Raw genomic sequence first — 25,085 nt, 5'->3', positions numbered from 1 at the left:
GGCATTGGAAGGTCAAGCTGATTAGACGCAGAAAAATTTTTAGAAAGACGGGGAAGCTGAGAACTTGTTCGAAGATCACCCCGCCGCACTTAAATTTTTCAAGTATAAATAGTTTGAGCTTACACGCCCTAGATTTTTTGCATCCTTTTTCATCAATGGAAAAAGGATGAGCCAAGCGGCTCGAGCAAAGCGAAGTAAAATAAAAAAATTATAGGATAATTTTTACAAATAATGATTGATATAGCTACCCACTATGTTTCATATAGAACCATTTTCATTTACTATACAATAATTTTTTGACCTAAAAGCCAAAACTTTTGACCTCGATCGTGGTTCTACCCACGCTTGAGGTTAAAATTTTTAAGCGCAAGTGTGGTTCCAGACACGGTTGGGGTCAAAATTTTTAACAAATAGGCGGGTAAAGACACACTTCGCGTTAAAATTTTTAATCGAAACCGTGTCTTTTTTAAGCCCAAGTGTGTCTCGAACCACGATAGGTGGTGCCTTTTTTAAGCCCAAGCGTGTCTCAAACGACGATACTTGGTGTCTTTTTTAACAAAGTCTCACATTCTATACATTTTCTGGCTAGCTGGACATACCTACTCAGTTAATCCCAACACAATGTCCTTGAAGCATTGGATATTGCTACACCTCTATTATCATGAAATAAATTTATGTATGAAAATTATTTGTTGATTTGCACTTTTTTACTAATTTCAAAAATGATTTATTGTACAATTAAAATAATTGCCATATGAAATTACTAAAACCCTACGTGAATTTGATCAAGTCAGCATCAAACGGAGTTTACACACTTAATTCGGTAGTATCGGTACCAAAAGGCTATGCTTTAAATACTCTTAGCCAAGGAGAAATTGAAAAAGATGGCAAAAAGCTTTGGGCAGTTACGGCAACCATTACTTCTAATGGTGGTATTGGAACAGAAATCGCTGAGTTCTCGGTACCATTGGAACAAGGCCCAACCGATGATGTTAAAACCGTTAGCATGGTAATGGTAGATACCGCATTGATGACCAATCCTGAAGAAGACAACAGAACGGATGTGGATTATGATGATGCAGACCAAGGAATGCCTTAGGCATTTATTATATTATAGCACATAACGGACATTTATAATTAATGTCCGTTTTTTATTTTTAATCATTGTTTGATAAAATTCTACAGTTTTTCATATCTTAGTTTTTGCTTATCATTGTAATTCTATGCAAAAACTACTTCTTTTTACATTCATACTTGCATTCACCATACAATCATATGGACAAAACAATTCGTTTGTTGATAGACAATTGGATTCCATACAAGATGTTCATGAACAGATCAAACTCCTGAATGATTGGACTGGTAAGAACTACAGAAAATCTCCTGATGAAGCTTTGTTTTATGCAAATAAATGTTTAGAACTTTCTACTCATAACAATAACCATTCGGGTGCTGGTGATGCATATACTAGAATCGGTTTGATCGCAACAAGAAAAAGTTCATATAAAGAAGCTCTTAAAAACTATTCTCTAGCGATAGAAAAATATAATCGTACAAATGATTCTATTGGAATCAACAAGACTTTATTTAACAGAGCTAGAGTTTATACTAAAACTGGAACACTTAACCTTGCTCTTAAAGATTTCTTGAATTGTTCAATATTTTTTGAAAAACAAAAAGATTCAAAGGCTTTGTCATTAGTTTACAATAGTATTGGGGTTGTTTACAAAAAATTCAAAGACTACAAAAAAGCGCTTCAATATTATAAAAAATCTGCTAAAATATGTACTGAAAATAATTTAACCTCAACTCTTTACCTTTCAAATACCAATATTGCCAACATCTACTCGATTCAAAATAAATTCCAGAAAGCCTTAAGCTATCACAAGAAAAACTTAGATGTACTTAAAAAGAAGCCTAACAAATATCGCCTGGCACAAACCTACCACAACATTGGCGCATGTTTTCTGGAAATGAAGCAATATGCCATGGCAATCGACTACCAAAGACAGAGTTTACAATTAAAGGAGGAAATAGGGAACAAGAATTTAATCATTACCTCTTTAAATGGATTATCCCAAGCAAACTACATGATGAGCAATCTGGAAGATGCATTAACTTACAGCCAAAGAGCATATCAATTGGGTAAAGAGATTGGTAATATTGATTCTCAAAAAAACAGTGCATCCAGTATATTTCATATCCTAACCCATCAACATCAGGCGGATAGCGCCCTGCGTTATTGGGAAATATACGATCAACTTAAAGATAGTTTGATTAACAAGGAGAGCTTAAAACAGGTAACCGAGATTCAGGCCAAATACGAAGCAGAAAAGAAAGAAGCGCAAATTGCTTTGTTAAAAAAAGAGAACAACAACAAGGCTATGCAACGTAATGGCCTAGTTGTTATTTTGATATTGATTGCTGGTTATGCCGGATTTATAGTCTATTCGTATAGCAGAAACAAAAAGCTAACAAGATTACTTAGCTTGCAAAAATCACGAATCGAGTGGTCGAAGGAACTTCTCGATCATAGGAACAAAGAATTAAAAGTATCGAACCAAACCAAAAACAAACTGTTCCAAATCATCTCACACGATTTGCGTTCCCCTTTGGCTTCGGTATCGGGCATTTCCCATTTAATACAAATTCTTTTAAAGCAAGGAAGGTATCACGAATTGGATGAAACCAGCCAGGATTTGAACGAATGTGTAACACGTGTTCTTAACCTTACCGATAACCTTTTGTCCTGGTCATTGAATCAATCTGGCAAATTGCCTTTTACTCCTGTTGTTATCCCTGTTAAGAATCTATTGTCCGGCATACTGGAAATATACAAAACTGGTGCTCAACAAAAGAATATATTGCTGGAATTGTCCATTTCGCAAAACCTTTTTGTGTATGCCGACCGACCAATGCTTGAAACCGTTGTTCGTAACCTTTTAAATAATGCCTTAAAATTTACGCCCGAAAGTGGTTTAATCGTTCTTGGGGCTGAAATGAAAGCAGATCACACCGAAATCTGGATTGAAGACAATGGTGTGGGCATTTCGGATGAAGCAATTTCGAACATTTTTGAGTTGGATACTACAAGTAGCGGAACGCGCGGAGAAAAAGGAAACGGTTTAGGCTTGATACTTTGTAAGGATTTTATCGAGAGAAATAGTGGTAAAATTTGGGTAGAAAGCGAAGAAGGGCATGGAACAACCTTCAGGTTTACAGTGCCAAATGCCGAAAAAATCTATGTAGAGGAATCGATATCTCATCAATAAAATAGTATTCATTTATAACTTGTAGAGGGGCTGTCCAAAAAGTACAAAATCATTGTCATTCTGAGTAAAATGAAGAATCTCCACAATTGAGAATCAGATGTTTCACTTTGTTCAACATGACACTACATGAATTAAACTTACTTTTTGGACAGCCTCTTTTCTTTTAGGCGAACAATATGTTTTCCAGAATATTATTCTAAAGAGAATTACGTATACAATCATTTAATCCTAAATTCTCCCCTTTTAGGGTAGGATTGTTAAGTTCAACATACACAAATAACTTTGTTGTTTTTTTAATTCAAACTCTATCATTTTTTTAATCGCCACAAAGTGGCAGTTTAATTAAGCCTCAAGGCAACGCCTTGGGTAGTTAAATAAGGCGAGTGAACGTCCTGAAAGGACAATTTAATATTAAATTGCCCTTTCAGGACGCTTTTAACAGTTATTTATTATCCTGAGGCCTTGCCTCAGGCTGAACTAAACAAGGCTTTCAGCCTGATATATAATGCATTTTGTATCAGTTTACAGATATTAAGGAAATATTTATACCATTTAGAACTTAACAGCCCTGCCTTTTAGGGGATCCCAAAAGCTTTCGCCGAGGCGACAACAGAAGGGTGTTTTTTTTGATTGTATTTCTCTTATTTCATCCTTTTCCCTAAAAGGGAAAAACTCAACATGAAAATGCTCCTTAATTTTTATCTAATCAACAATTGAGTGGCGATCTCCCATCAATATTTTTTTCGAATTACAGAAAATCATCAAAGCCAATAAAAAATACCTAACCCGTACTCAGCCTTTTTATTTCCTTAACTTAATTAAATTTCAAATCATTTTGAGTTGGAAAAAACAGATTTAATATGGAGCTCAAATCAGTTTGACCTGTGCTGTTTTCAAACGAATTTGAGTAATTTACAAACTCATTTGAGCAATTTACAAACTATAAACAGCCAAAATCAAACAATTTTTACCCCAAATCAAATTGTTTTTGGGCGAAAACAAATTGATTTGGGCTGTTTACAAACTAATTTGAGCGATTTACAAACTGATTTGAGCTGTTTATAGTTTGTAAATTGTTGAAATTTCATCAATTTCTATTTACATGCCAAAATGGTAAGATAAGATATAAGATCCACTGTTTTGCCTGCTATTTGTATGGTAGCAACAGTTCATCCGACACAATTAATATATTCATAAAATATCTTATTCAGGATAATGCCATTTTCAACGCTCTCGCCCATCTTATGCGTTAATTACTATTTTACAGTCACTTAAACACCTCTGCCACCAATTGAAATCCTTGTATATCCCTTATTTTACGTTTTTTCAGTATTTAACTAAATGATAATTTTAGGATTTATAAATATATTTTTGCCAATAAATACCCCATAAATCAATAAAACATCCATCACCAAAAGCCTTTAAAACACTGGCTTTCCAGCCTATTGATGAAAAAAAAACAAGTTTTTTCATGTTTATTCTGGGCAATTTCCCTAGCTTTTATGTGAATGAAAAACTCATATTATTGATTTTAAAGGTCTCTCTTTAAGTTGAGAATCTAAATAAGCTTAAAACCAGATGCCACGAAATCAAATATCTATTTAACTTTTTGGTAATATTAAGAATTTCAAATCAAGATCTCTAAAGGGGAATACTTAATTTTACAGAAACTTCATAGTCTATTTGTTTTATTAAAGAGAATAATTACTAATTTTGCGCCCTGAATTAATAAATGGTCTAGATAAAATGATTTCAGTTTCAAACTTATCAATTCAATTCGGGAAAAAACCCCTTTTCCAGGATGTTAATATAAAATTTACTCCAGGCAACTGCTATGGAGTTATTGGTGCTAATGGTGCTGGTAAATCAACTTTCCTTAAAATTCTTTCAGGAGAATTAGATTCTACTACAGGAAAAGTAATGATGGAACCAGGTGAAAGAATGGCTGTTCTTAAGCAGAACCACTTCGAATTCGACGAATTCACGGTATTGGATACAGTAGTGATGGGGCATGCCGAGCTTTGGGCTATCATGCAGGAAAAAAATGCAATTTACGCCAAGCCTGATTTTTCGGAAGAAGATGGAATTAAAGCATCTGAGTTGGAAGAGAAATTTGCCGAAATGGATGGTTGGAATGCTGAAAGCGATGCTGCAGAACTTTTAAGTGGTCTTGGCATAAAAGAAGCATTTCACTACAAAAGCATGAAGGAATTAAGTGGTAAGGAAAAAGTACGTGTATTGCTTGCTCAGGCACTTTTCGGTAATCCAGATAACTTGCTTTTGGATGAGCCTACCAATGATCTTGACCTTGAAACTGTAATGTGGTTGGAAAACTATTTGGCCAACTTTAACAATACTGTGATTGTTGTATCGCACGACCGTCACTTCCTGGATTCAGTTTGTACGGATATTGTAGATATCGACTTCGGAAAAATTAAGATGTTCTCTGGTAACTACTCGTTCTGGTACGAATCTAGTCAGTTGGCAGCTCGTCAGCAGGCACAGCAGAACAAAAAAGCTGAAGAGAAAAAGAAAGAGCTTCAGGAGTTTATTTCTCGATTTAGTGCCAATGTTGCAAAATCGAAGCAAACAACTTCTCGTAAGAAGATGTTGGAGAAACTGAACATTGAAGACATTCAGCCATCAACTCGTCGTTACCCTGGTATTATTTTCCAGCAGGAACGCGAAGCTGGTGATAAGATTTTCTCATGTACAGGATTGAGCAAAAGCATAGAAGGAGAAACCTTATTTAAAGATGTGGAGTTCACCATCGAAAAAGGAGAAAAAGTGGTATTCCTTTCAAAAGACCCTCGTGCTATGTCATCTCTTTTTGATATCATCAATGGAGAAGCGAAAGCAGATAGCGGATCATACGAATGGGGTGTTACCATTACCCCAGCCTACTTGCCATTGGATAACTCAAGCTTCTTCCAGGAGCCAGTTACTTTGATTGATTGGTTGGCACAATACTCTAATGATACCAGCGAAATTTACTTGCGTGGATATTTGGGTAAAATGTTGTTCTCTGGTGAGGATATCTACAAAAAAGCAGATGTTCTTTCGGGAGGTGAAAAAGTACGTTGTATGGTATCGAGAATGATGCTAAAAGACGCCAACTTGTTGATTTTAGATACTCCAACCAACCACTTGGATTTGGAATCGATTCAATCGTTCAACAACGCGCTAATCAACTTTGGTGGAACTGTATTGATGTCGTCTCATGACCACGAGTTTATTCAAACCGTAAGTACTCGTATTATCGAATTAACTCCTAATGGAATTATCGATAAGTTGATGGATTACGATGATTACATTACAAGCGAGAAGATTAAAGAGCAACGTGAAAAAATGTATCAGGTATAAGTCTATATAAACCTTCAATATTTCATCCCCCGGGCGTTCGCGTTTGGGGGATCTTTTTTTTATTTAGACGCTGCTTATTATGAGGCTTATGATTTACACTGATTTTGTTGGATTAAATTTAAATTGAAAGATCATTTCTACTTTGTTTGAGCGAGATTGGTGGGCATTGGAAGGACAAGATACTTATCCGCAGAAAATATCTAGAGAAACGGGGAAGCTTCGAAGAAATGAGAAAATCACCTCGCCGAACTTAATATTTTCAAGTAGAAGGAGCTTGTCCTTCCACGCCCTAGATTCTTTGTTTACTTTCTCATCAATGGAGAAAGTAAAAGCCATACGGCTTGAGCAAAGTAAAATTAAAGAATCATAGAACAATTCTTTTCAATTAATAATTGATTAGTTATCCATTATATTCCATATAAAACCTTGCTTCTTAATTTGATTTCAGAAATCCAGAAGGATTTTCATTTGCGTTTTTTTGTTTGATAATGAAGCAGTAAGCATACAGACTTAGAATGATTCTCAATAATATTCAATATTAATTGTTAATTACTAATTGATCCCCTATCTTTGCAGCACTACAAAACAACCCATCATCTGTATTTTTCGAAATACATAAAAACACAATACTTTATGATTCAAAAAATTGAACGTGCTACAATCGTAGTATTGGATAGCGCAGGTGTTGGTTATTTACCAGATGCTGAAGAATTTGGTGATGTTGGATCGAACACCATCGGAAATATTGCAAAACATTGCGGAGGTATCAAGCTTCCAAACATGCAAAAACTTGGTTTAGGTAACATCATCGACATTGATGGTGTTAAACCTGAAAATAATGCCAATGGAGCTTATGGAAAAGCGGCTGAAGCTTCGAAAGGTAAAGATACAACTACTGGCCACTGGGAAATTGCTGGTGTAAAACTAGAAAAAGCCTTCCCTACTTATACCAATGGATTTTCTGAGGAAACCATCAAATTGTTCGAAGAAAGAACCGGTAGAAAAGTAATGGCAAACAAGCCAGCATCAGGAACAGCAATTCTTGATGAATATGGCGATGAGCAAATGAAAACAGGAAATTGGATTGTTTACACATCTGCCGATCCTGTATTTCAGATTGCAGCACACGAAGAAGTAATTCCTTTAGAAGAGTTATACAAAGCTTGTGAAATTGCTTTAGAGATTTGTTCTGAACATGAACCAGTAGCTCGTGTAATTGCTCGTCCATACCTGGGAAGTGGAAAAGGCAACTTCACTCGTACTGCCAATCGTCATGATTATTCGGTTACGCCACCAAAACCAACCGTTCTGGATCGTTTAAAAGAAAATGGTCTGGATGTGATTGGAATTGGTAAAACCAAAGATATTTTTGCTGGACAAGGAATTACCGATTCAAGAGGTACCAACAAAGATAATGTGGATGGTATTGAAAAAACACTTGTTGCTCTTGAAGAAGATTCAAAAGGTTTAATCTTTACCAACCTTGTTGATTTTGATATGGTTTACGGGCACAGAAGAAATCCTGAAGGATACAAGGATGCTTTAGAGGAATTCGATAAGTATCTGCCACAAATTCAAGAAAGGCTAAAAGAAGATGAAATTTTAATTTTAACCGCAGACCACGGTTGTGATCCAACCTACAAAGGAACCGATCACACAAGGGAATACATTCCTTTAATGGTATATGGTAAAAACATCAAACAGAATGTTAATTTGGGTACCAGAACTACTTTCGCTGATATTGCAGCAACAATTGAAGAATTGTTACTAGGCAATAAAGTTGAGGGAAGTTTTGCCAAAGACCTATACTAAAAGTTTTCAAACCAATAAAAAGAGCTGTTTCAATTATGAAACAGCTCTTTTATTTTTATGCAATAAGCTGGTTTAAAACCTTCTTTATTTTCTCAGGATCTGCTTCGTAATATTCAAATTCAGGAATACTCCCCTCTCCGCCCATGTTAATATTCGGATTCTGATATTTCATTTTACTCTGTACCAACTTTTTCGCAGAACAATGAAATTCTTTGGCACCCGTTACATCTCTAAGTTTGCCAATGTTATTTTCATTCACACCACTGCCAGGCATGATGATGATTCTATTCTTTGCTTTTTCTACCAATTCCGCCAATAAATCCATTCCTTCTTCTGCAGTTTGCATCCCACCCGAAGTAAGAATTCTATCAACACCCATTTCCATTAACTCCTTCAACGCCTCAATATGGTTTTCGACCATGTCGAATGCTCTGTGAAAGGTAAAACTCATTGGCTTTGCCAAATCAACCAGCTCTTTAGTACGTTCATTGTCAATTTTTCCATCAGCAAGCAAAACTCCTGATACCACACCTTCTACGCCTTCTTTTTTACAGGATAAAATATCCTTCTTCATGCATTCAAATTCAACATCCGAATAACAAAAGTCGGCACCTCTAGGCCTAATAATAACATGTACGGGGATATCTACTTTTTCTTTTACCAATTGTATTGTAGCCAAACTTGGTGTTGTACCACCTTCATAAACACCAGCACACAATTCAATACGGTTGGCACCAGATTGCTCAGCAATTATTGCCGATTTCACAGAATAACAACAAATTTCTAACATTCTCTCAGGTTCTTTTCTAACATTAAGATTTGAAAAGGTAAAAGTAATTTTCTCTTCTCACAAAACACAACAAATTTTGAATATAGAATCGCATTCCATTCCAAATAGCTGATTTAACAATCTTTAATTTTATAAATTACGTAAAAAGAACTTTTTTCATTAATTTGTTGTGGATTGATTAACCCAGATTTACCCAACATGAACCACCAAAAAACAATTTTACTCCTCCTTATTATTTTGTTGTCATTTGGCAATGTTTTCGCACAACGAAATAACATTCGATTTAAACGCATTACAATTAATGATGGTCTGTCGCTTAGTTCGGTTTACTGCATTTTTCAGGACTCTAAAGGATTCATGTGGTTTGGAACCGAAGATGGTTTAAATCGATACGATGGTAAAAACTTTGTGATTTATCGGAGCAATCCCGATGATTTAAACACCATAAGTCACAAATGGATAGAGCACATTTATGAAGATAGCAAAGGGAAATTATGGTTCGGTTCTAGAGGCGGACTCACACGATTTGATCCTGTTCATGAGCAATTTAATCAATTCAGAGGCCTAGGAACCAATAAAGCTTTAACAAACGATACCATTACACACCTGTATGAGGATTCTCATAACCGTTTGTGGGTTGGCACCTTAAATGGCATCAATTGCATTGATGTCGAAAAGTTAAGTTCCATCAGTTTTAAAAATTTCCCAAACATTTCCTCCAGGATTAATGGTATTCTCCAGATCAATTCTAATAAAATCTTAATCGCAACAGATATCGGATTGTACTCCTACAGTCAAAAATCCAATCAAATCACAAAAGAAAAACTTTCTGATGGTCAGAATAGCATTCGAATCACTACTTTAATTCAAAACCCTAAATCCATTTTAGTTGGCACCAACGATGGCTTTTATGTTCTCGATAAAAGCCTAAAAACGAAGCCCCAGCATTTCCTAAAAGATATTGAAATAGAACGAATCATATTCGATAAAGACTCTACGATATGGATTTCTACCAATAAAGCATTATTGTATAAACCTAAAGATGCCATACATTTTAAAAAGTCAGTTAAATCATTCGAATCAACAAATAGCCTTTCCATTAATACAGAAAAACCATTTATAATAGATCATAAAAACAATTTATGGTTCGGCACCTTTGGTTCTGGATTGTTTCGACTGGACACACAGGAACAGAAAAAATATCACTACAAGAACAATTCAGCAGATTCGCAAAGCCTATCTGAAAACTCTATCAATTGTATTTACGAAGACAGAAATGGAGTTATTTGGATTGGTACCTTTGGAGCTGGAATTAGCATCTACGATCCACAATTGCATAAATTCGATTTGTTAAGACACGATCCATTAGATCAAAATAGTTTACCAGCTAATTTTATTTGGACCATCTGTGAAGATAAAGACACCAATGTTTGGATTGGAACAAACAACCAAGGTCTTACCAAATATCAGGTAAGCCAAGATACCTTTATCAGGTACGATTTTAGGCAATCCAAAACACTTCCTCATAAAGCCATCCGAAAAGTTTATGAAGATCGAAAAGGCCTGATTTGGATAGGTACTGATGGTGACGGACTCGTTCGCTTTAATCCATTGAATGGAAAAAGGAAATTCTATACCACTGACTCAAACAACAAGCAATCAATTAGCAACAATTCCGTTCGCGTTATTTTTGAGGACAGCGAAGGTTTACTGTGGGTTGGCACACAAAATGGCTTAAATCTATTCGATCCAAAAACAGAAAAATTTATACAATTCAAGCATTCGAAAAATGTCCCCAACAGCATTTCCCACAATTTTGTTTATTCGGTAATTTTCGAAGATTCAAAAGGAAACATCTGGGTAGGCACCTATGGTGGTGGTTTAAATGTTTACAACAAAGAATCAAAGTCATTCAAGAACTATACCTACAACAGCAATTCTCAAAACACAATCTCAGACGATGTGGTATTCTCCATTTACGAAGAGAAGAATGGAACTTTGTGGATTGGAACAAACAACAAATTAAACAAGTTCAACCCAAACTCTCAACAGTTTGAGCATTTTGGAACAGAACATGGATTACCAAATAATGTAATTTATGGCGTTCTTCCCGACAAGAGAAACAATTTGTGGCTCAGCACCAATTCCGGTATATGTAAGTTCTCATTAAACAACTATTCTTGTAACAATTTTGATGTACATGACGGTTTACAAAGTAATGAGTTTAATGGAGGAGCATTCCACAAAGGGAAAAGTGGACTACTCTATTTTGGAGGGGTCTATGGGCTAAATATTATAGATCCAGATAAAGAGATTTCAGAAGATGCATTGTACGATGCTGTGCTTACAAAATTTGAAATCCATGGTCAACCTGTAAATGTTCTTCCTATAAATTCAATAGGCAATAAAATATCATACAACAAAGAAAATGACACCTATGGATTTTCAAAAAGCATTGCCTTTACCGATTCAATCGAATTGGATTACGAACAAAGATTCATTTCATTTGAATTTTCCACCTTATCTAGCTTCTCTCCCGACAAGGTAAATTATGCCTATAGGCTTAAAGGTTTGGAAAAAAAATGGGTGTATTCTGAGAAAAGAAATTTTGCATCCTACTCTAACCTATCGCCAGGAAAATACACCTTTCAGGTAATTGCACAAAACCCTTATGGGCAATGGAGCGAAACTCCCAAGGAGTTACAAATCAGCATTCAACCTCCTTTTTACATGACTTGGTGGTTTATTCTTTTTCTAATATTAATTGCTAGTGGCATCATTGTTTTTGTTTATGGATACCTTTTAAACATCAAAACCAATAAGCTATTAAGTGCACAAAACGAAAAAATTAAAATTGCCAATAAAAATCTAAAGGAATCGGAACAAAACCTAAAAGAGTTGGTTGCCACTAAAGACAAGTTTTTTAGAATTATATCTCATGACTTAAAAAACCCATTTACCAGCTTACTATCCATTAGCGAGATGATTCATGAGAATTACGAACATGTAGAAGAGGAAGAAAAGCAAATTGGCATTCGAAAAATTCATGAATCAGTAAAACACATTTTTAATTTATTAGAGAACCTTCTTACCTGGTCGCGTTCACAAACCGGAAAAATTGATTTTGAACCAAGAGAATTTGATTTGTGTGAATTGATATCAGACACATTAAGCCTGTATGAAGCTTCAGCAGATAAAAAACAGATCAATCTAACAAAATTTTGCCCTGAACAAATTAAGGTGAAAGCAGATAGAAACATGTGCAGCTCTGTGTTAAGAAACCTGATTAATAATGCAATCAAATTTTCTCATAATAATAGCGAGGTTTCGATTAAAGTTATTCCGCACAATGATTTTCATGAAATTCATATCATAGATCAAGGCATTGGAATTGATAAGGAGAATATTGATAAACTATTCAGAATTGACCTAAAATATAAATCATCAGGTACCGCAGGAGAAAAAGGTACGGGATTAGGATTACTGCTTTGCAAGGAGTTTGTAGAAATTAATGGAGGCCAGATAAAAGTGGAGAGTATATTAGGTGAAGGAAGTACTTTTCTATTTTCTCTGCCCTCAGCTTAATTTTTAAGAACCTGTTAAAAAAAACTGACTCCATTTGTATTTCTCAAGAATTTAAAGATATTTGCATCTGTATTTATACAACTTTATAGCAAAGAAAAATTTGATGAGAGAGAAAGTTCTTCAACTGGCAAAAGAAAAGAATGCAGTTATTTTAGCGCACTATTACCAAACTCCCGATATTCAAGAGATTGCGGATTTTAAAGGTGATAGCTTGGCACTTGCACAAAAGGCAACTGAAGTAGATGCAGACATTATTTTATTTGCAGGGGTTCATTTTATGGCCGAAACTGCAAAAATCCTTAATCCAAATACCAAAGTTCTTCTTCCCGATTTGGAAGCTGGATGCTCATTGGCAGAATCTTGCCCAGCAGGTGATTTTGCAAAATTCAAAGCAAAATATCCCGATCACATGGTGATCTCCTACATTAATTGCAGTGCAGAAATAAAGACCCTTTCTGATTTAATTTGTACATCAGGAAATGCCGTACAATTGGTTGAGTCATTGCCTAAAGATCAGAAAATTATTTTTGCTCCTGACAAAAACCTTGGTCGTTACATTAATGAAGTAACCGGCAGAGATATGGTTTTGTGGGATGGAACTTGCGAGGTTCATGATATTCTTTCAGCAGAAAAAATCATGAAAATGAAACTTGAAAACCCTGATGCAACTTTAATCGCTCACCCGGAATGTCCTCAACCTGTTTTAATGCTTGCTGATTTTGTTGGCTCTACAACAGCAATGTTGAAATACACCAAACAAAGTGATGCCCAAAAATTTATTGTTGCTACTGAAACTGGTATTCTTCATCAAATGAAAAAAGATTCACCTGAAAAAGAATTTTTAATTGTTCCTGCTGATGAAACATGCTCGTGCAACGATTGTGCATACATGAAATTGAACACCATGGAAAAAATTTATTTGGCCCTTAAAAATGAACAACCAGAAATCATCCTTCCCGATGATATCATGGAAAATGCCAAAGCCCCAATTGTTAAAATGCTTGAAATGTCGAAACAGTTAAATCTGTAATTGTATAAAAAAAAGCCATCAAATATGATGGTTTTTTTTATTCCTTTATTTCTACCCCTGCTAATACACAAGCTTCTTTAAAATGTAATTCATCAACAGCCTTGTATAAAACCGCAAAGGCTGAGTGAACCCAAACTAATGAAACAAATACACCTACAACAAGGCAAATAATGCCCAAAATTATTATAAAAAAAGATAGAATTCCCATTCCAAGAATTGTCCAAAAATAACCTTTGGTAAGATAATAGCTTAGTTTTACCGCTTGAATTGGATCTACATTCTTATCCATAACCAGATAAGGCACAAAAACCAATTTACACAACAAGTATATACCAGGAATAATCAGTAATATAAATCCCAAGCCAGTGATACCAATAACCAATAAATGACTAAGAATAACAACTAAGTATTTTTTAAAGCCTGAAAGGATTTCTTCGAATTGTGGCTCTTTCTTTCTGGCAGCGGTCAAATATATCCAGTCAAATCCATAATTAAATGGTGTAATAATCATCACATAATAGATGAATCCAATTAAATTAAAAAAAGAAATCCCCACTGAATAAGAATCATCAACATTTTCAAGGTATTGCTTATACCCCATTGGAACGTCAAGTAATCCTGCAAGAATCACTGCCAAAAAAAGAATCAAAAAATGATTCTTCAAAACATTCCATCCTTCTTGAAAACATCCCCCTATAGTAGGGTAAACTTTTAAAACCAGTTCCTCTTTACAGAAATCAACTTTCATAGTAACCTAAAATGATTTTTTACTTATAGAATTAAACTAAAATTAGCTATAAAATCCGAAATGTCTATACATTAATTATTATTAATAATCTACATGTATGAACTGAAGGCAGTTACCCATAAATAAAAAAATAGTGATTTTTAGTAGGGTAAATTCAAATTCATGCATCATAGTAATAGAAACAGGAAATTGAACGATCGCAATTCCATATAAACAACAATAATATAAACAGATAAAAACATTTTGCCATGAGAACAAATTTTATTTCCAAAATTACCATTCTACTTTCGGCATTTTTATTATTGTCATCCATCTCTGTATCAGCAGGTGAATGGAAGAAAAAAAAGAAGAAAGAAAAGAATAAGGTACAGCATGTAATTGATACCTTAAAATACAATGTATATAAAGGTAAAATACAAGATAAAGATTCTAAAGATCCTCTAATTTTTGCAACTGTTGCTGTAAAAGGTATAAATGCAGCCACTGTTACAAACAGCGAAGGTGAATTTATACTAAAAATTGCCAAAGGTTTACCTGTAAGTAAAATTGAAATTAGCCATGTTGGATACAAGAACCTTGAAGTTGATATCAAATCATTAAAACCTAAGAAAAATGTATTGCAACTTCAAATGGCGGTTATTCCTCTAAATCAAGTCAATATTTATCCTTTAGATCCTGAACAATTGGTAAGACAAATATTGAAGAAAGTAGGTGAAAACTACTCAACCTCTCCTAATATGATGGAAGGATTCTACAGAGAAACAGTTCGAAAGAATAGAAGCTATGTAGCAATCTCTGAAGCTGTTGTTAACATTCACAAGTCAGGATATAAGCAAGGAAAATCGGACCAGGTACAGGTTTTTAAAGGAAGAAAAAGCCAGGATGTTAAAAAAATGGACACTCTCCTTTTTAAACTACAAGGTGGACCAGCAACAGCACTCTTACTTGATGTAATTAAAAATCCTTACAACTTACTTTCAGAAGACTTTAACCAAAGCTATAAATTCACTTTAAAATCAATCACGCAGATTAATGGAAAATTGCATTATGTGATTGAGTTTATCCAAAAAGAAGATGTTGAAATTCCTTTATATTATGGTTTACTTTATGTAGAAACTGAAAATTTAGCATTGACAAGTGCAAAATTCAGCTTGAATCTTGATAACCCAGAAGAAGCAAGTAGCTTATTTATTCGAAGAAAACCAATAGGCGTTAAAGTAACACCAACCTCAGCTGATTATATCGTAAACTATCATGAAACGGGAGGCAAATGGTATTTTAACTATGCCCGAGGTGAGATCAATTTCAAATGCAATTGGAAAAGAAAATTATTCAATACCAACTACACAGCTATGACCGAAATTGCAATTACTGATAGAGATGAATCCAATATTGTGAGATTTAATCGACATGAAAAATTCAAACGAAATCAAGTAATGGTTGATGAAATTGGAAACTTTGCTGATAAGAATTTCTGGGGTGCCCATAACACAATTGAACCAGATCAATCTATTGAGGCAGCAATTCGAAAATTAAAAAGAAAAGCTCGTTAAATAAATGGCTTAACCTACTATTAACTGATAAAGCACTGATAATGGAAAGAATTACAAACTCTTTATATGGGGATAGCAAAGAGTAAATGTGGTTCTTTCCATTAATTCCTTAAGAATACATCAGAAAAACACACTTTTAAATTAAACATATCCTAAGGAATTAATAACTAAATATCCTATATTAGAAAATAATTAAACTAATATATAAGGAATACGAAAACAAGAATGTTGGAAGATACAAACACCATATTATTAAGCATTCAAAAAGGCAATATAGAAGAGTTTGAAAAATTATTTAAGTTTTATTACCCACTGTTATGTCATTATGCGGTAAAATTTGTCAAAAATCCAGATCAAGCAGAAGAAGTTGTTCAAAATTTATTTTGCCAGATTTGGGAAGACAGAAAAAAACTAAAAATTCATACCTCTTTTAAAGCTTATTTGTACAAAGCAACCTACTTAAATAGCTTGCAATACTTAAGAAAAAAAGGAATTAGAAACCAATATGAAGATCATTTAAAAAACACCAGAATTAGCGATTCATCCACAAATCATAGCCTGGAAGAAAAGGAAATTCAAACCATTATACAAAATACACTATCAAATTTGCCAGAAAGATGCAGTAAGATATTTAAAATGAGTAGATTTGAAGGGTTAAAATATCATGAAATAGCTGACAAACTTTCCATATCGGTAAAAACTGTTGAAGCCAATATGGGAAAAGCATTGAAGGCATTTCGCAAAAATTTAAAAGATTACGTTAGTATTATTGTGCTTTAAAATAAAATGAAGAACGAAACATCACATAACATTGAATGGGAGATCATTTCGAAGTATTTGAGCGGAGAAATGAGTGAGGAAGAAAAGATAGCCTTTAAAAAGGTGATTGATTCGAACCCCGAATATGCTCAAATTGTTGCAGCATCAGAAAAGGATTTGGGTTTGGTTGAAGATGTAATGCAAATCAGAGAACAATACAATGCTGATATTGCCTGGAACAAAGTAAACGGCCAAATTAAGAATCAGAAAAGTGGCAAAAAGATAACTCTAAATGCCAAGAGAGTTCTTCGGTTTGCAGCGATGATTATTGTAGCAATTGGCTTAGGCCTGATTTCTAACAAAGTTTACAATGACTTCTTATCGCCTTATCAAACTTTTATTTCACAAGCCCATGAAAGTAACAAATCCATTGTTCTTTCAGATGGTTCAACGATTACTTTAAACGGAGAAGCCAAGCTGGTTTATCCAAGAAAATTTAATTCTGTTACCAGAAATGTAAGTCTGGAAGGTGAGGCATTTTTTGATATTGCTAAAAACCCAAACAAAGCCTTTATTATTGCAGCAAAAGATGCCGAAATTAAAGTATTGGGCACATCTTTTAATGTAATTGCCAAGGATGATAAAGTTGAGGTTCTGGTTGAATCGGGTAAAGTTAAATTTTCAGAAATCAACAATAAGGAATCGGTTATACTGGAGAAAGGTGATTTTGCGATTTTAAAAGAAAGCTTACTAAGCAAAAGCTTAATGAACGATGATAATTACTTATCGTGGAAAACACAAAAAATGGTGTTCCGAAGAATGGAATTGAAAGAAGTTGCCAAAGTAATTGAAAGAACTTATCATGTTCAAATTCAATTTGAAAGCGATGAAATTGCAAAAGAGAAAATTAATACCACTTTCGATCAGGAATCGCTTAGTCATGTTTTAAATAATATCTGTATGTCATTTAATTTGACATATGAGAAAAAAGGTCAAACCATCCTATTAAAAAAAGGTATCTAGGCATCAATGAACAATATTAAAACATATCAAAAATACTTAATGAAAAAACATACAATACTTTTCATTCTGCTATTGTTATGTTTTAATATCAAAGCTCAAACTCATTTGTTGGACAAAAAGATAAATCTAAACTTATCTGGAACCACCATTGAGAGTGCACTGGATAGCATTGAACAAAAAGCCCAATGTTATTTTACCTATAATGCAAACTTATTTAAAGATCGTAAACCTTTAGATCTTACAATTAAAAGTGAAAAACTTTCAAGTGTATTAAGAAAATTAATTCCTGATAAAGACCTTAATTTTCATGTTACAAAAAAGCACATTGTTATTGTTCCTGTAAGAGAAACTTTAAATATACCAACTCCTAAAGAGGTTATACCATATATATCCTATAGAAAACTTACGGGTATTGTTTCGGATCAGAATTCAAGAGAAGCCTTACCATATGCCAGCATCGGAATAAGAGGAAAGCACGTGGGTACCATAAGCAACCAAGATGGTGAGTTCTCGCTAAGTATATCTTCAGAGAATTTAAATGATACTTTGGTATTTTCATATGTCGGCTATCAGAATAAGGAAATTGTTGTTTCCAATTTGAAGAACAATAAAATTGAAGTGGAGCTGAAAGAAGATTTTATTTCACTTCAGGAAGTAATTATTCGTAATAACGACCCTTTGACCTTGGTTCGTGCAGCCGTGAATAACATATATAAGAACTATCCTCAAAAATCAACAAACCTAACCTCTTTTTACCGAGAATCGGTGATGAAGAATAACAAATACATGATTTATCTTGAATCAGTATTGGATATCTACAAAAGTTCCTATTCTAATCAAAAGGCACTGGAAAGAGTAAAAGTTTTTAAAAGTCGTAAAATCTACGATGTTACCAGACTAGATACCATTTCATTTAGACTAAAGGGTGGAATTCAAGGGTGTTTACAATTAGATATTGTAAAAAGCCTTCCTGAGTTTCTGAACGAAGAATATTCTCATTTGTACAATTATCGTTTGGTAGATATCAGCACATACAACAATCGTTCGGTATATATTATTGAGTTTAAACCAAGACCTAAACTAAGTGAACCTTTATTGGAAGGAAGGTTATTTATTGAAACCAATAATTTGGCTATAATTCGCGCTGAATTTGGTTACGAAAAGTATCGAATGAATGAACTTAAAGACAGATTCATTGTAAAAGGTAGCTCAAAAACCAAGGCCAAACCAACCATGGTAAATTATGTAGTTAGTTATAGAGATATCAACGGAAAATATTATTTAAATCATACATTGGGAAATTTAAAATTCAAGGTGAAAAATAAAAAGAAATTGTTCTCCAGTTATTTCTCCACTTCATTCGAGATGGCAACTACAAATATAAAATCGGAGGATGTTGTTCGTTTTAAATACAAGGAATCCATACATCCAACAACCATTTTTTCCAATCACCGAACTACCTATGATCCTAATTTTTGGGGGAAAAGTAATTTTATAAAACCAGAAGAGAATATTCAGGACGCCTTAAAAAGAATCAACAATAGCATGCAACAAATTGCTTTGGGCAAGTCAGAACTAAATTAGCATGCGGTCGAAGTAAAATTGAGAATTGTTGTATCTTTCGAGAAATTATTGAATTGAAAGTATGCCTTGGACATGTCCCAATTGTAAGAGAATTCTTTCCGGACCAAATCAATATCATTCGTGTTATATTACCGATAAAGAAACACATACCAATAAAATGGGTGATCGTGTAGTAGATACCTTTGCTCTATTGGAAGAGTATGTAAACACATTCGAAAGTATTGAGATTTTATACCTAAAAACCTGCATTCAGTTTAAAATTGGTGCCAATTTCTTATCGGTTTACCCTAAAAAAGATCGACTCGTATTGGAATATCAACTGCATCAGGAAGAAGATGTTTTTCCGGTTATCTTTTGCAAGCGAATATCTAAAAACAGGGTGCTTCATAGGCTTGTAATAGCCGAACCTGAAGATTTTGATACACAAATTAAGGATTGGATAAAGGCGGCCTATTGGACTGTGAGGAAAAAATAATTTATATTTTTGCTTCTCCCCTGATTACCATTGAAATTTTAAAAGATGATAAATAATATAAAAAGCATACTTAAAAACTTATCTGGTTTAATTATTGGAGCCATATTCCTTTTTCTTACCCTACATGAAAAACCATTAGGTCCTGTATGGGAAAGTTTAGCAGGAGCCGATTATTTTTTCATCTTCCTAAGTTTTCTGTGCCTGTTTTTGGTTTTTTACCTAAGAGCTTTGCGTTGGAAACTATTAATTGAAGAGGCAGGAGAAACTCCTAAATCCGATAAAGTGCTTACCTCCCTCCTTTTGGGATATTTTGTAAACAGCTTCACGCCTAAACTTGGCGAAATCATTCGTTGTACCTCACTTCAGAAGAACTCGAAAGTTCCGGTGGCTGTATCTATGGGAAGTGTAATGGCCGAACGTGCCTATGACTTATTAATACTGGGATTGGGAATTGTAAGCATATTCTTTATCGAAGTGGACAGGCTTCAGGGAATTATTGATTCTACCATTGGTGGCATTTCACATATTTACGGATATCGTTACATCTATGTCCTACCAATCCTTCTAATTCTCTTTGTCGTTTTGTTCTTGGTAAGTCTCAAGAAACTTAAAAAATCAGAGAAACCCATTATCAAGAAAATTATTGGATTTTTGCAAAGCATGTTTGAATCGCTAAAACACGGTTTACTGTTAAAAAAGAGATTCAAATTTATTCTACTTACTCTCCTAATTTGGATTACATTGGTAATTCTAAATTACATATACCTGCTGTGTTTGCCAGAAACATCAGAATATTCAATCTTCTTTGCCGTAGTGATTTTATTTATTGGCGGACTTGGTTGGGCATTACCAAGCCCAGGAGGAATAGGAACTACGCATTTCTTTTTACTACAGCTATTTTTGGCCTATCAGCTCGATGCCAATGCGGGAATTAGTTTTGGAATTTTATCTAACGGATTAACTTTTATTGGAACCCTTGTGCTGGGTGGCTATGGCTACTTTAGATATTGGGTAGAAATGAAGGGTAAGTAAATACATTAACAACGATTAAATTATATAGGTTGAAAAATTAACGGCTTCATAAAGATTGCCCTATTTCATCCTCTAGCCGGAAGGCTCTTCCTTTCTCCATCGATGAGAAAGGAAGCAAAGAATCTAGGGCGAGTAAGGACAAACTACTTCTACTTGAAAACTTTAAGTGCGTATAATTAGCTTGTCCTTCCAATGCCCATTGGGCATGACGATATAAAAAATATCCATAGAGAGTTCAGACTCAAAGAAGGGATTCTAAATGTCTTTTTATTACAATACTCGCAAACTCAGTTTTTACAACTATCTTTGTCGCAAATTTGAAGACAAAGAAGAATGAAGTTTAGCCAATATAATTTTTCTCCAGATATTAAGAAGAATCTGGAAACACTTGGTTTTAAAAGACCCACCGATATTCAGTACAAAGCCATCCCTCCCATTGTAAAAGGAGAGGATGTTTTGGCCATTGCACAAACCGGTACCGGTAAAACGGCAGCTTTTGCCATTCCTATTATCGATAAAATTCACAAATCGAAGAAAAATAAGAGCAGTAAAGACATTAAATGTGTTGTAATGGTTCCTACTCGCGAGCTGGCAATACAAATTACAGAAGTGTTCCAGGAAATTGGCAAGTACACCAAAGTAAAGAGCTTTTGCGTTTTTGGTGGTGTTGAACAAGATCCACAAATTGCAAAATTGCAGAAGGGAATCGATATCTTAATTTCGACACCAGGTAGAATGTTCGACCTTACAAGTCAAGGCTATATCAATTTGAGAAATATTGACACCTTGGTTCTGGATGAAGCGGATCACATGTTGGATTTGGGCTTCATTAAAGACATTCAAGACCTGATTAAATTTTTGCCAAGAAACAGACAAACGCTATTCTTTTCGGCAACCATTACGCCAAAAATTAAGAAGCTGGCTTATTCATTGGTTCGAAAAGCCATTCGCATTCAAATTTCACCGAAAGATCCGGTATCAAGAAATGTAGAGCATTCATTGGCATACGTAAAAATGGATGACAAGCGTTTCTTTTTGGAACGAATTGCCAAAGAGCATGAGGAAAGTAAAATTTTGGTTTTTGTAAGAACCAAAGTTCGTGCTGAACGTGTACACAAAGCAATGGATCGTGTTGGCGTAAAAACTCAATTGATTCATGGTGACAGAGAGCAAAAAGATCGTTTGGCAGCCTTAAATGAGTTTAAATCTGGTAAGGTGAAAATTCTGATTGCTACCGATGTAAGTGCCCGTGGAATTGACATTCCTAACGTAGATTACGTGATTAACTACGATCTTCCTGATGTCGCTGAGAACTACGTACACAGAGTTGGACGTACAGGACGTGGCGTACAAAAAGGGACTGCCATTTCGTTCTGTTGCCCTGATACAGAAAAGGAACTTTTAAACGAAATTGAAGATTATCTTGGAGGGGAAATTCAAGTGATGGATATCTCGCACCAGGAATACTCTGCAACCATCGACTTTTCGGAAGATTATTCAAAAAGTTTAAAAGAACTTATGGAAGAAGCAGATGAATACTTCGAGAATCCAAAAAAGAAAAAAAGAAAGAAAAAGTAAAATACTTCGAGCTCAAACCAATATAGTTTGAGCTTTTCTTTTGAATATTTATTAAATTCGGTAATTCATTTTGCTTAACCACAAGCAAAGTGGTCTAATACACTAATTTCAATATCTTACACATGCAATCACTCATCTCTCCCGAAAGCAACATGGTGTTGTTTTTCGTTGTGGCAGGTGCTGCCGCCTTTGGAATCTATTCAGAACACAAAAAATGGTTTGGAAAACTATCAGGTATCTTGGTTACCATGATTTCCATGTCCCTACTGGCAATGGCTGGAGTTGTTCCTGTAGCATCAAACCCAAACATTAAGGTAGATGTTTACGAATTGGTATTTTCGTACTTCATTCCCATTTCCATTCCTATGCTGTTGTTTAGTTCTAACATTATAAAAATTGTAAAGGAAAGCGGCAAATTGCTTGTGGCGTACATTTTAGGAGCCATAGGGATTGTTTTGGGTTGTTTTTTGGCCTTCAACATTATCGATTTAGGTCCGGATTCTGGTAAAACTGCAGGAGTTATTGCAGCAACGCTGGTGGGTGGAAGTGTAAATTTTATAGCCGCTGCCGAAGCACTTAATTTTAGTACAAACCCATTATTTACAGCTACCATTGCAGTTGATAACTTTGTTTCCAATCTGTACACCCTATTCCTGTTTTTAACTCCATCTCTCCTGTTTTTGGCTCGCTTTTTTGTAAAGCCTAAGGCCGAAAATCGTGTAGAAGAAAGCTCAGCAAAAAAAGCTGAATATCCTATCACCATGGAGCGAATTGCCGTTTCGGTATTTATTGCAGCTTTCATAGCAGGTGCAGGTAGCTTTGTATCGCCCTATTTGCAAAGTCTTTTGAATACAGATATCAATTTAAGCATCCTAATCATTACGGTTTTTGCCGTGTTGGCAGCCAACCTGTTTCCTAAATTCTTACAACCTCTCGAAAACACCGCATTCTCGGTTGGTTTATGGATGATGTATGTGTTTTTAGCAGTGATAGGTGCCGCTACCAATATTCAACAAATTTTTAGTATCGGACCAGCAGTATTGGCTTTCTACCTAACCATCATGGTTTTTCACTTTTTGTTTCTACTGGCATTGGCCAAACTGTTCAAGCTCGATGTTTACGAAGTGGTTATTTCATCGGCTGCCAATATCATGGGACCATCGGTTGCCGCACCCATGGCTGCTTCAATGGGACAAAAAAAGCTGGTAACTCCTGGTATCTTAGTCGGAATATTGGGCTATGTAATTGGTACCTTCATTGGGGTGAGCATTGCGATTTATTTGAGCTAACCTTAATAAAAACCTCATATAAAGAAAGGCTTTGCAGAATTGCAAAGCCTTTTTTATTGTCACAAAAAAATCCTTCTCTTCTTCTACCATTTTCAATAAATCAATCACCCAAAATATTAAGATATAGGTAATAAAAAAGATATACATAAATTATCTAAACATTAGCCATCTTATTACTCATGATATTTATATTTGGCTAATTTTATTGAAGAAAATTATCTTCTCTTTAAGTCTAAGTGTAAAAAATATGTTTGAAATAAACTCAATAATTAAAAGTTTACCAATTAATAAGATAACAGAAGTTTATCTAGTAGGTTCTAACAATGACTATTATAAAATTTTCCTTGTCGATAAATCTAACGATGCTGTAAGAATTGACTTAAAGAAAGGTTTTGAAGGCAATTTTAATACAATAACAAAGTCAACTATATTTAATGGAAATGCTACACAAATTGTTACTCCTCAAATTGCTAAGGATTTATTATCTAAATGCAAATATTTAAATAATGTACTCAAACCTAACAATGATACTTTTACAGCAACAATAAAGCTACTTGAAATAATCGATTTTAAAGATATTAAGCAAAGTAAAGACAACCAAACCTTTATGTCATGGTTAAGACAACAAACTGGACGAGATGATTTAATCGGAGATATTACCAATGATATTTTACAAGATCCAAAATTAAGTGGCTTTGAGTCCTATGATCAAATAAAAGAACACATCCAAAACGAAACATTTTTAAATTCATGGGATATTAATACATTCAGGGATTACAAAAAGAAAGGCAATGTAAATCCATTATTGTGTTTAAAGCTCGCTAAATTAGAATATGACGTTTATATTAAGAAGAATAAACTAAAGAAGTTTGCCATAAGAAATAATTCCGGATTTGTTTACTTTCTTAAATATGAGACTCAAAATTCTCCAATCAAAATAGGTAGAGCCAAGAACATTCAAACTCGTATTACACAATTACAAACTTCATTACCTTACGATTTAGAAACTATCGGATACATTGAAACTGATAACTATTTCGATTTAGAGAGAAAAATTCATTTAGAATTTGAAGATAGAAAGTTAAAAAGAGAATGGTTTGAGTTAACTATATCTGAAGTAACTGAAATAATAACCAAATATAGTGGGGTATTATTGCAGGGGTATGAACATTGTCCATAGTAATAAGATATT

At 34.3% G+C, this 25,085-nt stretch carries 17 protein-coding genes; 15 read left to right on the top strand and 2 right to left on the bottom strand.

What is annotated here, in order from left to right; genetic code table 11:
• The first annotated feature begins 754 nt into the window (after positions 1–754).
• The 4 genes from M0051_RS10660 to M0051_RS10645 all read left to right on the top strand — a co-directional run bounded on the left by M0051_RS10660 (position 755) and on the right by M0051_RS10645 (position 8,447).
• Positions 755–1,099 carry a hypothetical protein gene (locus M0051_RS10660; protein WP_306741520.1) on the top strand — a complete coding sequence of 115 codons (345 nt, stop codon included), beginning with the start codon at positions 755–757 and terminating at the stop codon, positions 1,097–1,099.
• A 124-nt stretch (positions 1,100–1,223) separates the two neighbouring features.
• Positions 1,224–3,272, top strand: a complete 2,049-nt coding sequence (locus M0051_RS10655; RefSeq protein WP_306741519.1) for a tetratricopeptide repeat protein — start codon at positions 1,224–1,226, stop codon at positions 3,270–3,272.
• Positions 3,273–5,018: 1,746 nt separating this feature from the next.
• A complete protein-coding gene (locus M0051_RS10650) occupies positions 5,019–6,635 on the top strand; it encodes an ABC-F family ATP-binding cassette domain-containing protein (protein ID WP_306741518.1) in 1,617 nt (538 codons plus the stop codon).
• Positions 6,636–7,268: 633 nt separating this feature from the next.
• Positions 7,269–8,447, top strand: coding sequence for a phosphopentomutase (locus M0051_RS10645; protein ID WP_306741517.1), 1,179 nt, complete (start codon positions 7,269–7,271; stop codon positions 8,445–8,447).
• A gap of 55 nt (positions 8,448–8,502) precedes the next feature.
• On the opposite strand, the gene M0051_RS10640 is transcribed toward M0051_RS10645, so the two are convergent.
• On the bottom strand, positions 8,503–9,237 hold the full coding sequence (locus M0051_RS10640) for a copper homeostasis protein CutC (protein ID WP_306741516.1): 735 nt from the start codon (positions 9,235–9,237) through the stop codon (positions 8,503–8,505).
• A 198-nt stretch (positions 9,238–9,435) separates the two neighbouring features.
• Between M0051_RS10640 and M0051_RS10635 the strand changes: the two genes are divergently transcribed.
• The gene (locus M0051_RS10635) at positions 9,436–12,822 is read left to right on the top strand and encodes a two-component regulator propeller domain-containing protein (protein ID WP_306741515.1); all 3,387 of its coding nucleotides are present in this window, start codon (positions 9,436–9,438) and stop codon (positions 12,820–12,822) included.
• A 103-nt stretch (positions 12,823–12,925) separates the two neighbouring features.
• On the top strand, positions 12,926–13,852 hold the full coding sequence (gene nadA / locus M0051_RS10630; RefSeq protein WP_306741514.1) for a quinolinate synthase NadA: 927 nt from the start codon (positions 12,926–12,928) through the stop codon (positions 13,850–13,852).
• Between the two features lie 37 nt (positions 13,853–13,889).
• Here the strand turns inward: nadA and M0051_RS10625 are convergent, their stop codons facing one another.
• Positions 13,890–14,600: a hypothetical protein gene (locus tag M0051_RS10625; RefSeq protein WP_306741513.1), complete on the bottom strand. Its 711-nt coding sequence runs from the start codon at positions 14,598–14,600 to the stop codon at positions 13,890–13,892.
• 248 nt (positions 14,601–14,848) lie between these two features.
• On the opposite strand from M0051_RS10625, the gene M0051_RS10620 reads away from it, so the two are divergent.
• The 9 genes from M0051_RS10620 (at position 14,849) to M0051_RS10580 (ending at position 25,073) form a co-directional block, all read left to right on the top strand.
• Entirely contained in the window at positions 14,849–16,153 is a 1,305-nt protein-coding gene (locus M0051_RS10620) for a carboxypeptidase-like regulatory domain-containing protein (RefSeq protein ID WP_306741512.1), read from the top strand.
• Between the two features lie 225 nt (positions 16,154–16,378).
• Entirely contained in the window at positions 16,379–16,933 is a 555-nt protein-coding gene (locus tag M0051_RS10615) for an RNA polymerase sigma-70 factor (protein WP_306741511.1), read from the top strand.
• 6 nt (positions 16,934–16,939) lie between these two features.
• On the top strand, positions 16,940–17,935 hold the full coding sequence (locus M0051_RS10610) for a FecR family protein (protein WP_306741510.1): 996 nt from the start codon (positions 16,940–16,942) through the stop codon (positions 17,933–17,935).
• A 39-nt stretch (positions 17,936–17,974) separates the two neighbouring features.
• Positions 17,975–19,519: a carboxypeptidase-like regulatory domain-containing protein gene (locus M0051_RS10605; RefSeq protein ID WP_306741509.1), complete on the top strand. Its 1,545-nt coding sequence runs from the start codon at positions 17,975–17,977 to the stop codon at positions 19,517–19,519.
• A 61-nt stretch (positions 19,520–19,580) separates the two neighbouring features.
• Complete coding sequence (locus M0051_RS10600) at positions 19,581–19,994, top strand: DUF5655 domain-containing protein (protein WP_306741508.1); 414 nt, start codon at positions 19,581–19,583, stop codon at positions 19,992–19,994.
• Between the two features lie 45 nt (positions 19,995–20,039).
• The gene (locus M0051_RS10595) at positions 20,040–21,026 is read left to right on the top strand and encodes a lysylphosphatidylglycerol synthase transmembrane domain-containing protein (RefSeq protein WP_306741507.1); all 987 of its coding nucleotides are present in this window, start codon (positions 20,040–20,042) and stop codon (positions 21,024–21,026) included.
• A gap of 333 nt (positions 21,027–21,359) precedes the next feature.
• The gene (locus M0051_RS10590; RefSeq protein ID WP_306741506.1) at positions 21,360–22,604 is read left to right on the top strand and encodes a DEAD/DEAH box helicase; all 1,245 of its coding nucleotides are present in this window, start codon (positions 21,360–21,362) and stop codon (positions 22,602–22,604) included.
• Positions 22,605–22,726: 122 nt separating this feature from the next.
• The gene (locus tag M0051_RS10585; protein WP_306741505.1) at positions 22,727–23,893 is read left to right on the top strand and encodes a DUF819 domain-containing protein; all 1,167 of its coding nucleotides are present in this window, start codon (positions 22,727–22,729) and stop codon (positions 23,891–23,893) included.
• Positions 23,894–24,140: 247 nt separating this feature from the next.
• A complete protein-coding gene (locus M0051_RS10580) occupies positions 24,141–25,073 on the top strand; it encodes a GIY-YIG nuclease family protein (protein ID WP_306741504.1) in 933 nt (310 codons plus the stop codon).
• The last annotated feature ends 12 nt before the right edge of the window (positions 25,074–25,085 follow it).

It is taken from the genome of Marinifilum sp. D714, from assembly GCF_030851345.1.
Classification (GTDB): Bacteria; Bacteroidota; Bacteroidia; order Bacteroidales; family Marinifilaceae; genus Marinifilum.
This window is presented reverse-complemented; position numbering and strand designations above follow the sequence as displayed.

What these genes read in the sequence shown, in the direction of transcription:
- M0051_RS10660 (WP_306741520.1), top strand. Translation starts at nt 755, where the DNA reads ATGAAATTACTAAAACCCTACGTGAATTTGATCAAGTCAGCATCAAAC.
- M0051_RS10655 (WP_306741519.1), top strand. Translation starts at nt 1,224, where the DNA reads ATGCAAAAACTACTTCTTTTTACATTCATACTTGCATTCACCATACAA.
- M0051_RS10650 (WP_306741518.1), top strand. Translation starts at nt 5,019, where the DNA reads ATGATTTCAGTTTCAAACTTATCAATTCAATTCGGGAAAAAACCCCTT.
- M0051_RS10645 (WP_306741517.1), top strand. Translation starts at nt 7,269, where the DNA reads ATGATTCAAAAAATTGAACGTGCTACAATCGTAGTATTGGATAGCGCA.
- M0051_RS10640 (WP_306741516.1), bottom strand. Translation starts at nt 9,237, where the DNA reads ATGTTAGAAATTTGTTGTTATTCTGTGAAATCGGCAATAATTGCTGAG.
- M0051_RS10635 (WP_306741515.1), top strand. Translation starts at nt 9,436, where the DNA reads ATGAACCACCAAAAAACAATTTTACTCCTCCTTATTATTTTGTTGTCA.
- nadA (WP_306741514.1), top strand. Translation starts at nt 12,926, where the DNA reads ATGAGAGAGAAAGTTCTTCAACTGGCAAAAGAAAAGAATGCAGTTATT.
- M0051_RS10625 (WP_306741513.1), bottom strand. Translation starts at nt 14,600, where the DNA reads ATGAAAGTTGATTTCTGTAAAGAGGAACTGGTTTTAAAAGTTTACCCT.
- M0051_RS10620 (WP_306741512.1), top strand. Translation starts at nt 14,849, where the DNA reads ATGAGAACAAATTTTATTTCCAAAATTACCATTCTACTTTCGGCATTT.
- M0051_RS10615 (WP_306741511.1), top strand. Translation starts at nt 16,379, where the DNA reads ATGTTGGAAGATACAAACACCATATTATTAAGCATTCAAAAAGGCAAT.
- M0051_RS10610 (WP_306741510.1), top strand. Translation starts at nt 16,940, where the DNA reads ATGAAGAACGAAACATCACATAACATTGAATGGGAGATCATTTCGAAG.
- M0051_RS10605 (WP_306741509.1), top strand. Translation starts at nt 17,975, where the DNA reads ATGAAAAAACATACAATACTTTTCATTCTGCTATTGTTATGTTTTAAT.
- M0051_RS10600 (WP_306741508.1), top strand. Translation starts at nt 19,581, where the DNA reads ATGCCTTGGACATGTCCCAATTGTAAGAGAATTCTTTCCGGACCAAAT.
- M0051_RS10595 (WP_306741507.1), top strand. Translation starts at nt 20,040, where the DNA reads ATGATAAATAATATAAAAAGCATACTTAAAAACTTATCTGGTTTAATT.
- M0051_RS10590 (WP_306741506.1), top strand. Translation starts at nt 21,360, where the DNA reads ATGAAGTTTAGCCAATATAATTTTTCTCCAGATATTAAGAAGAATCTG.
- M0051_RS10585 (WP_306741505.1), top strand. Translation starts at nt 22,727, where the DNA reads ATGCAATCACTCATCTCTCCCGAAAGCAACATGGTGTTGTTTTTCGTT.
- M0051_RS10580 (WP_306741504.1), top strand. Translation starts at nt 24,141, where the DNA reads ATGTTTGAAATAAACTCAATAATTAAAAGTTTACCAATTAATAAGATA.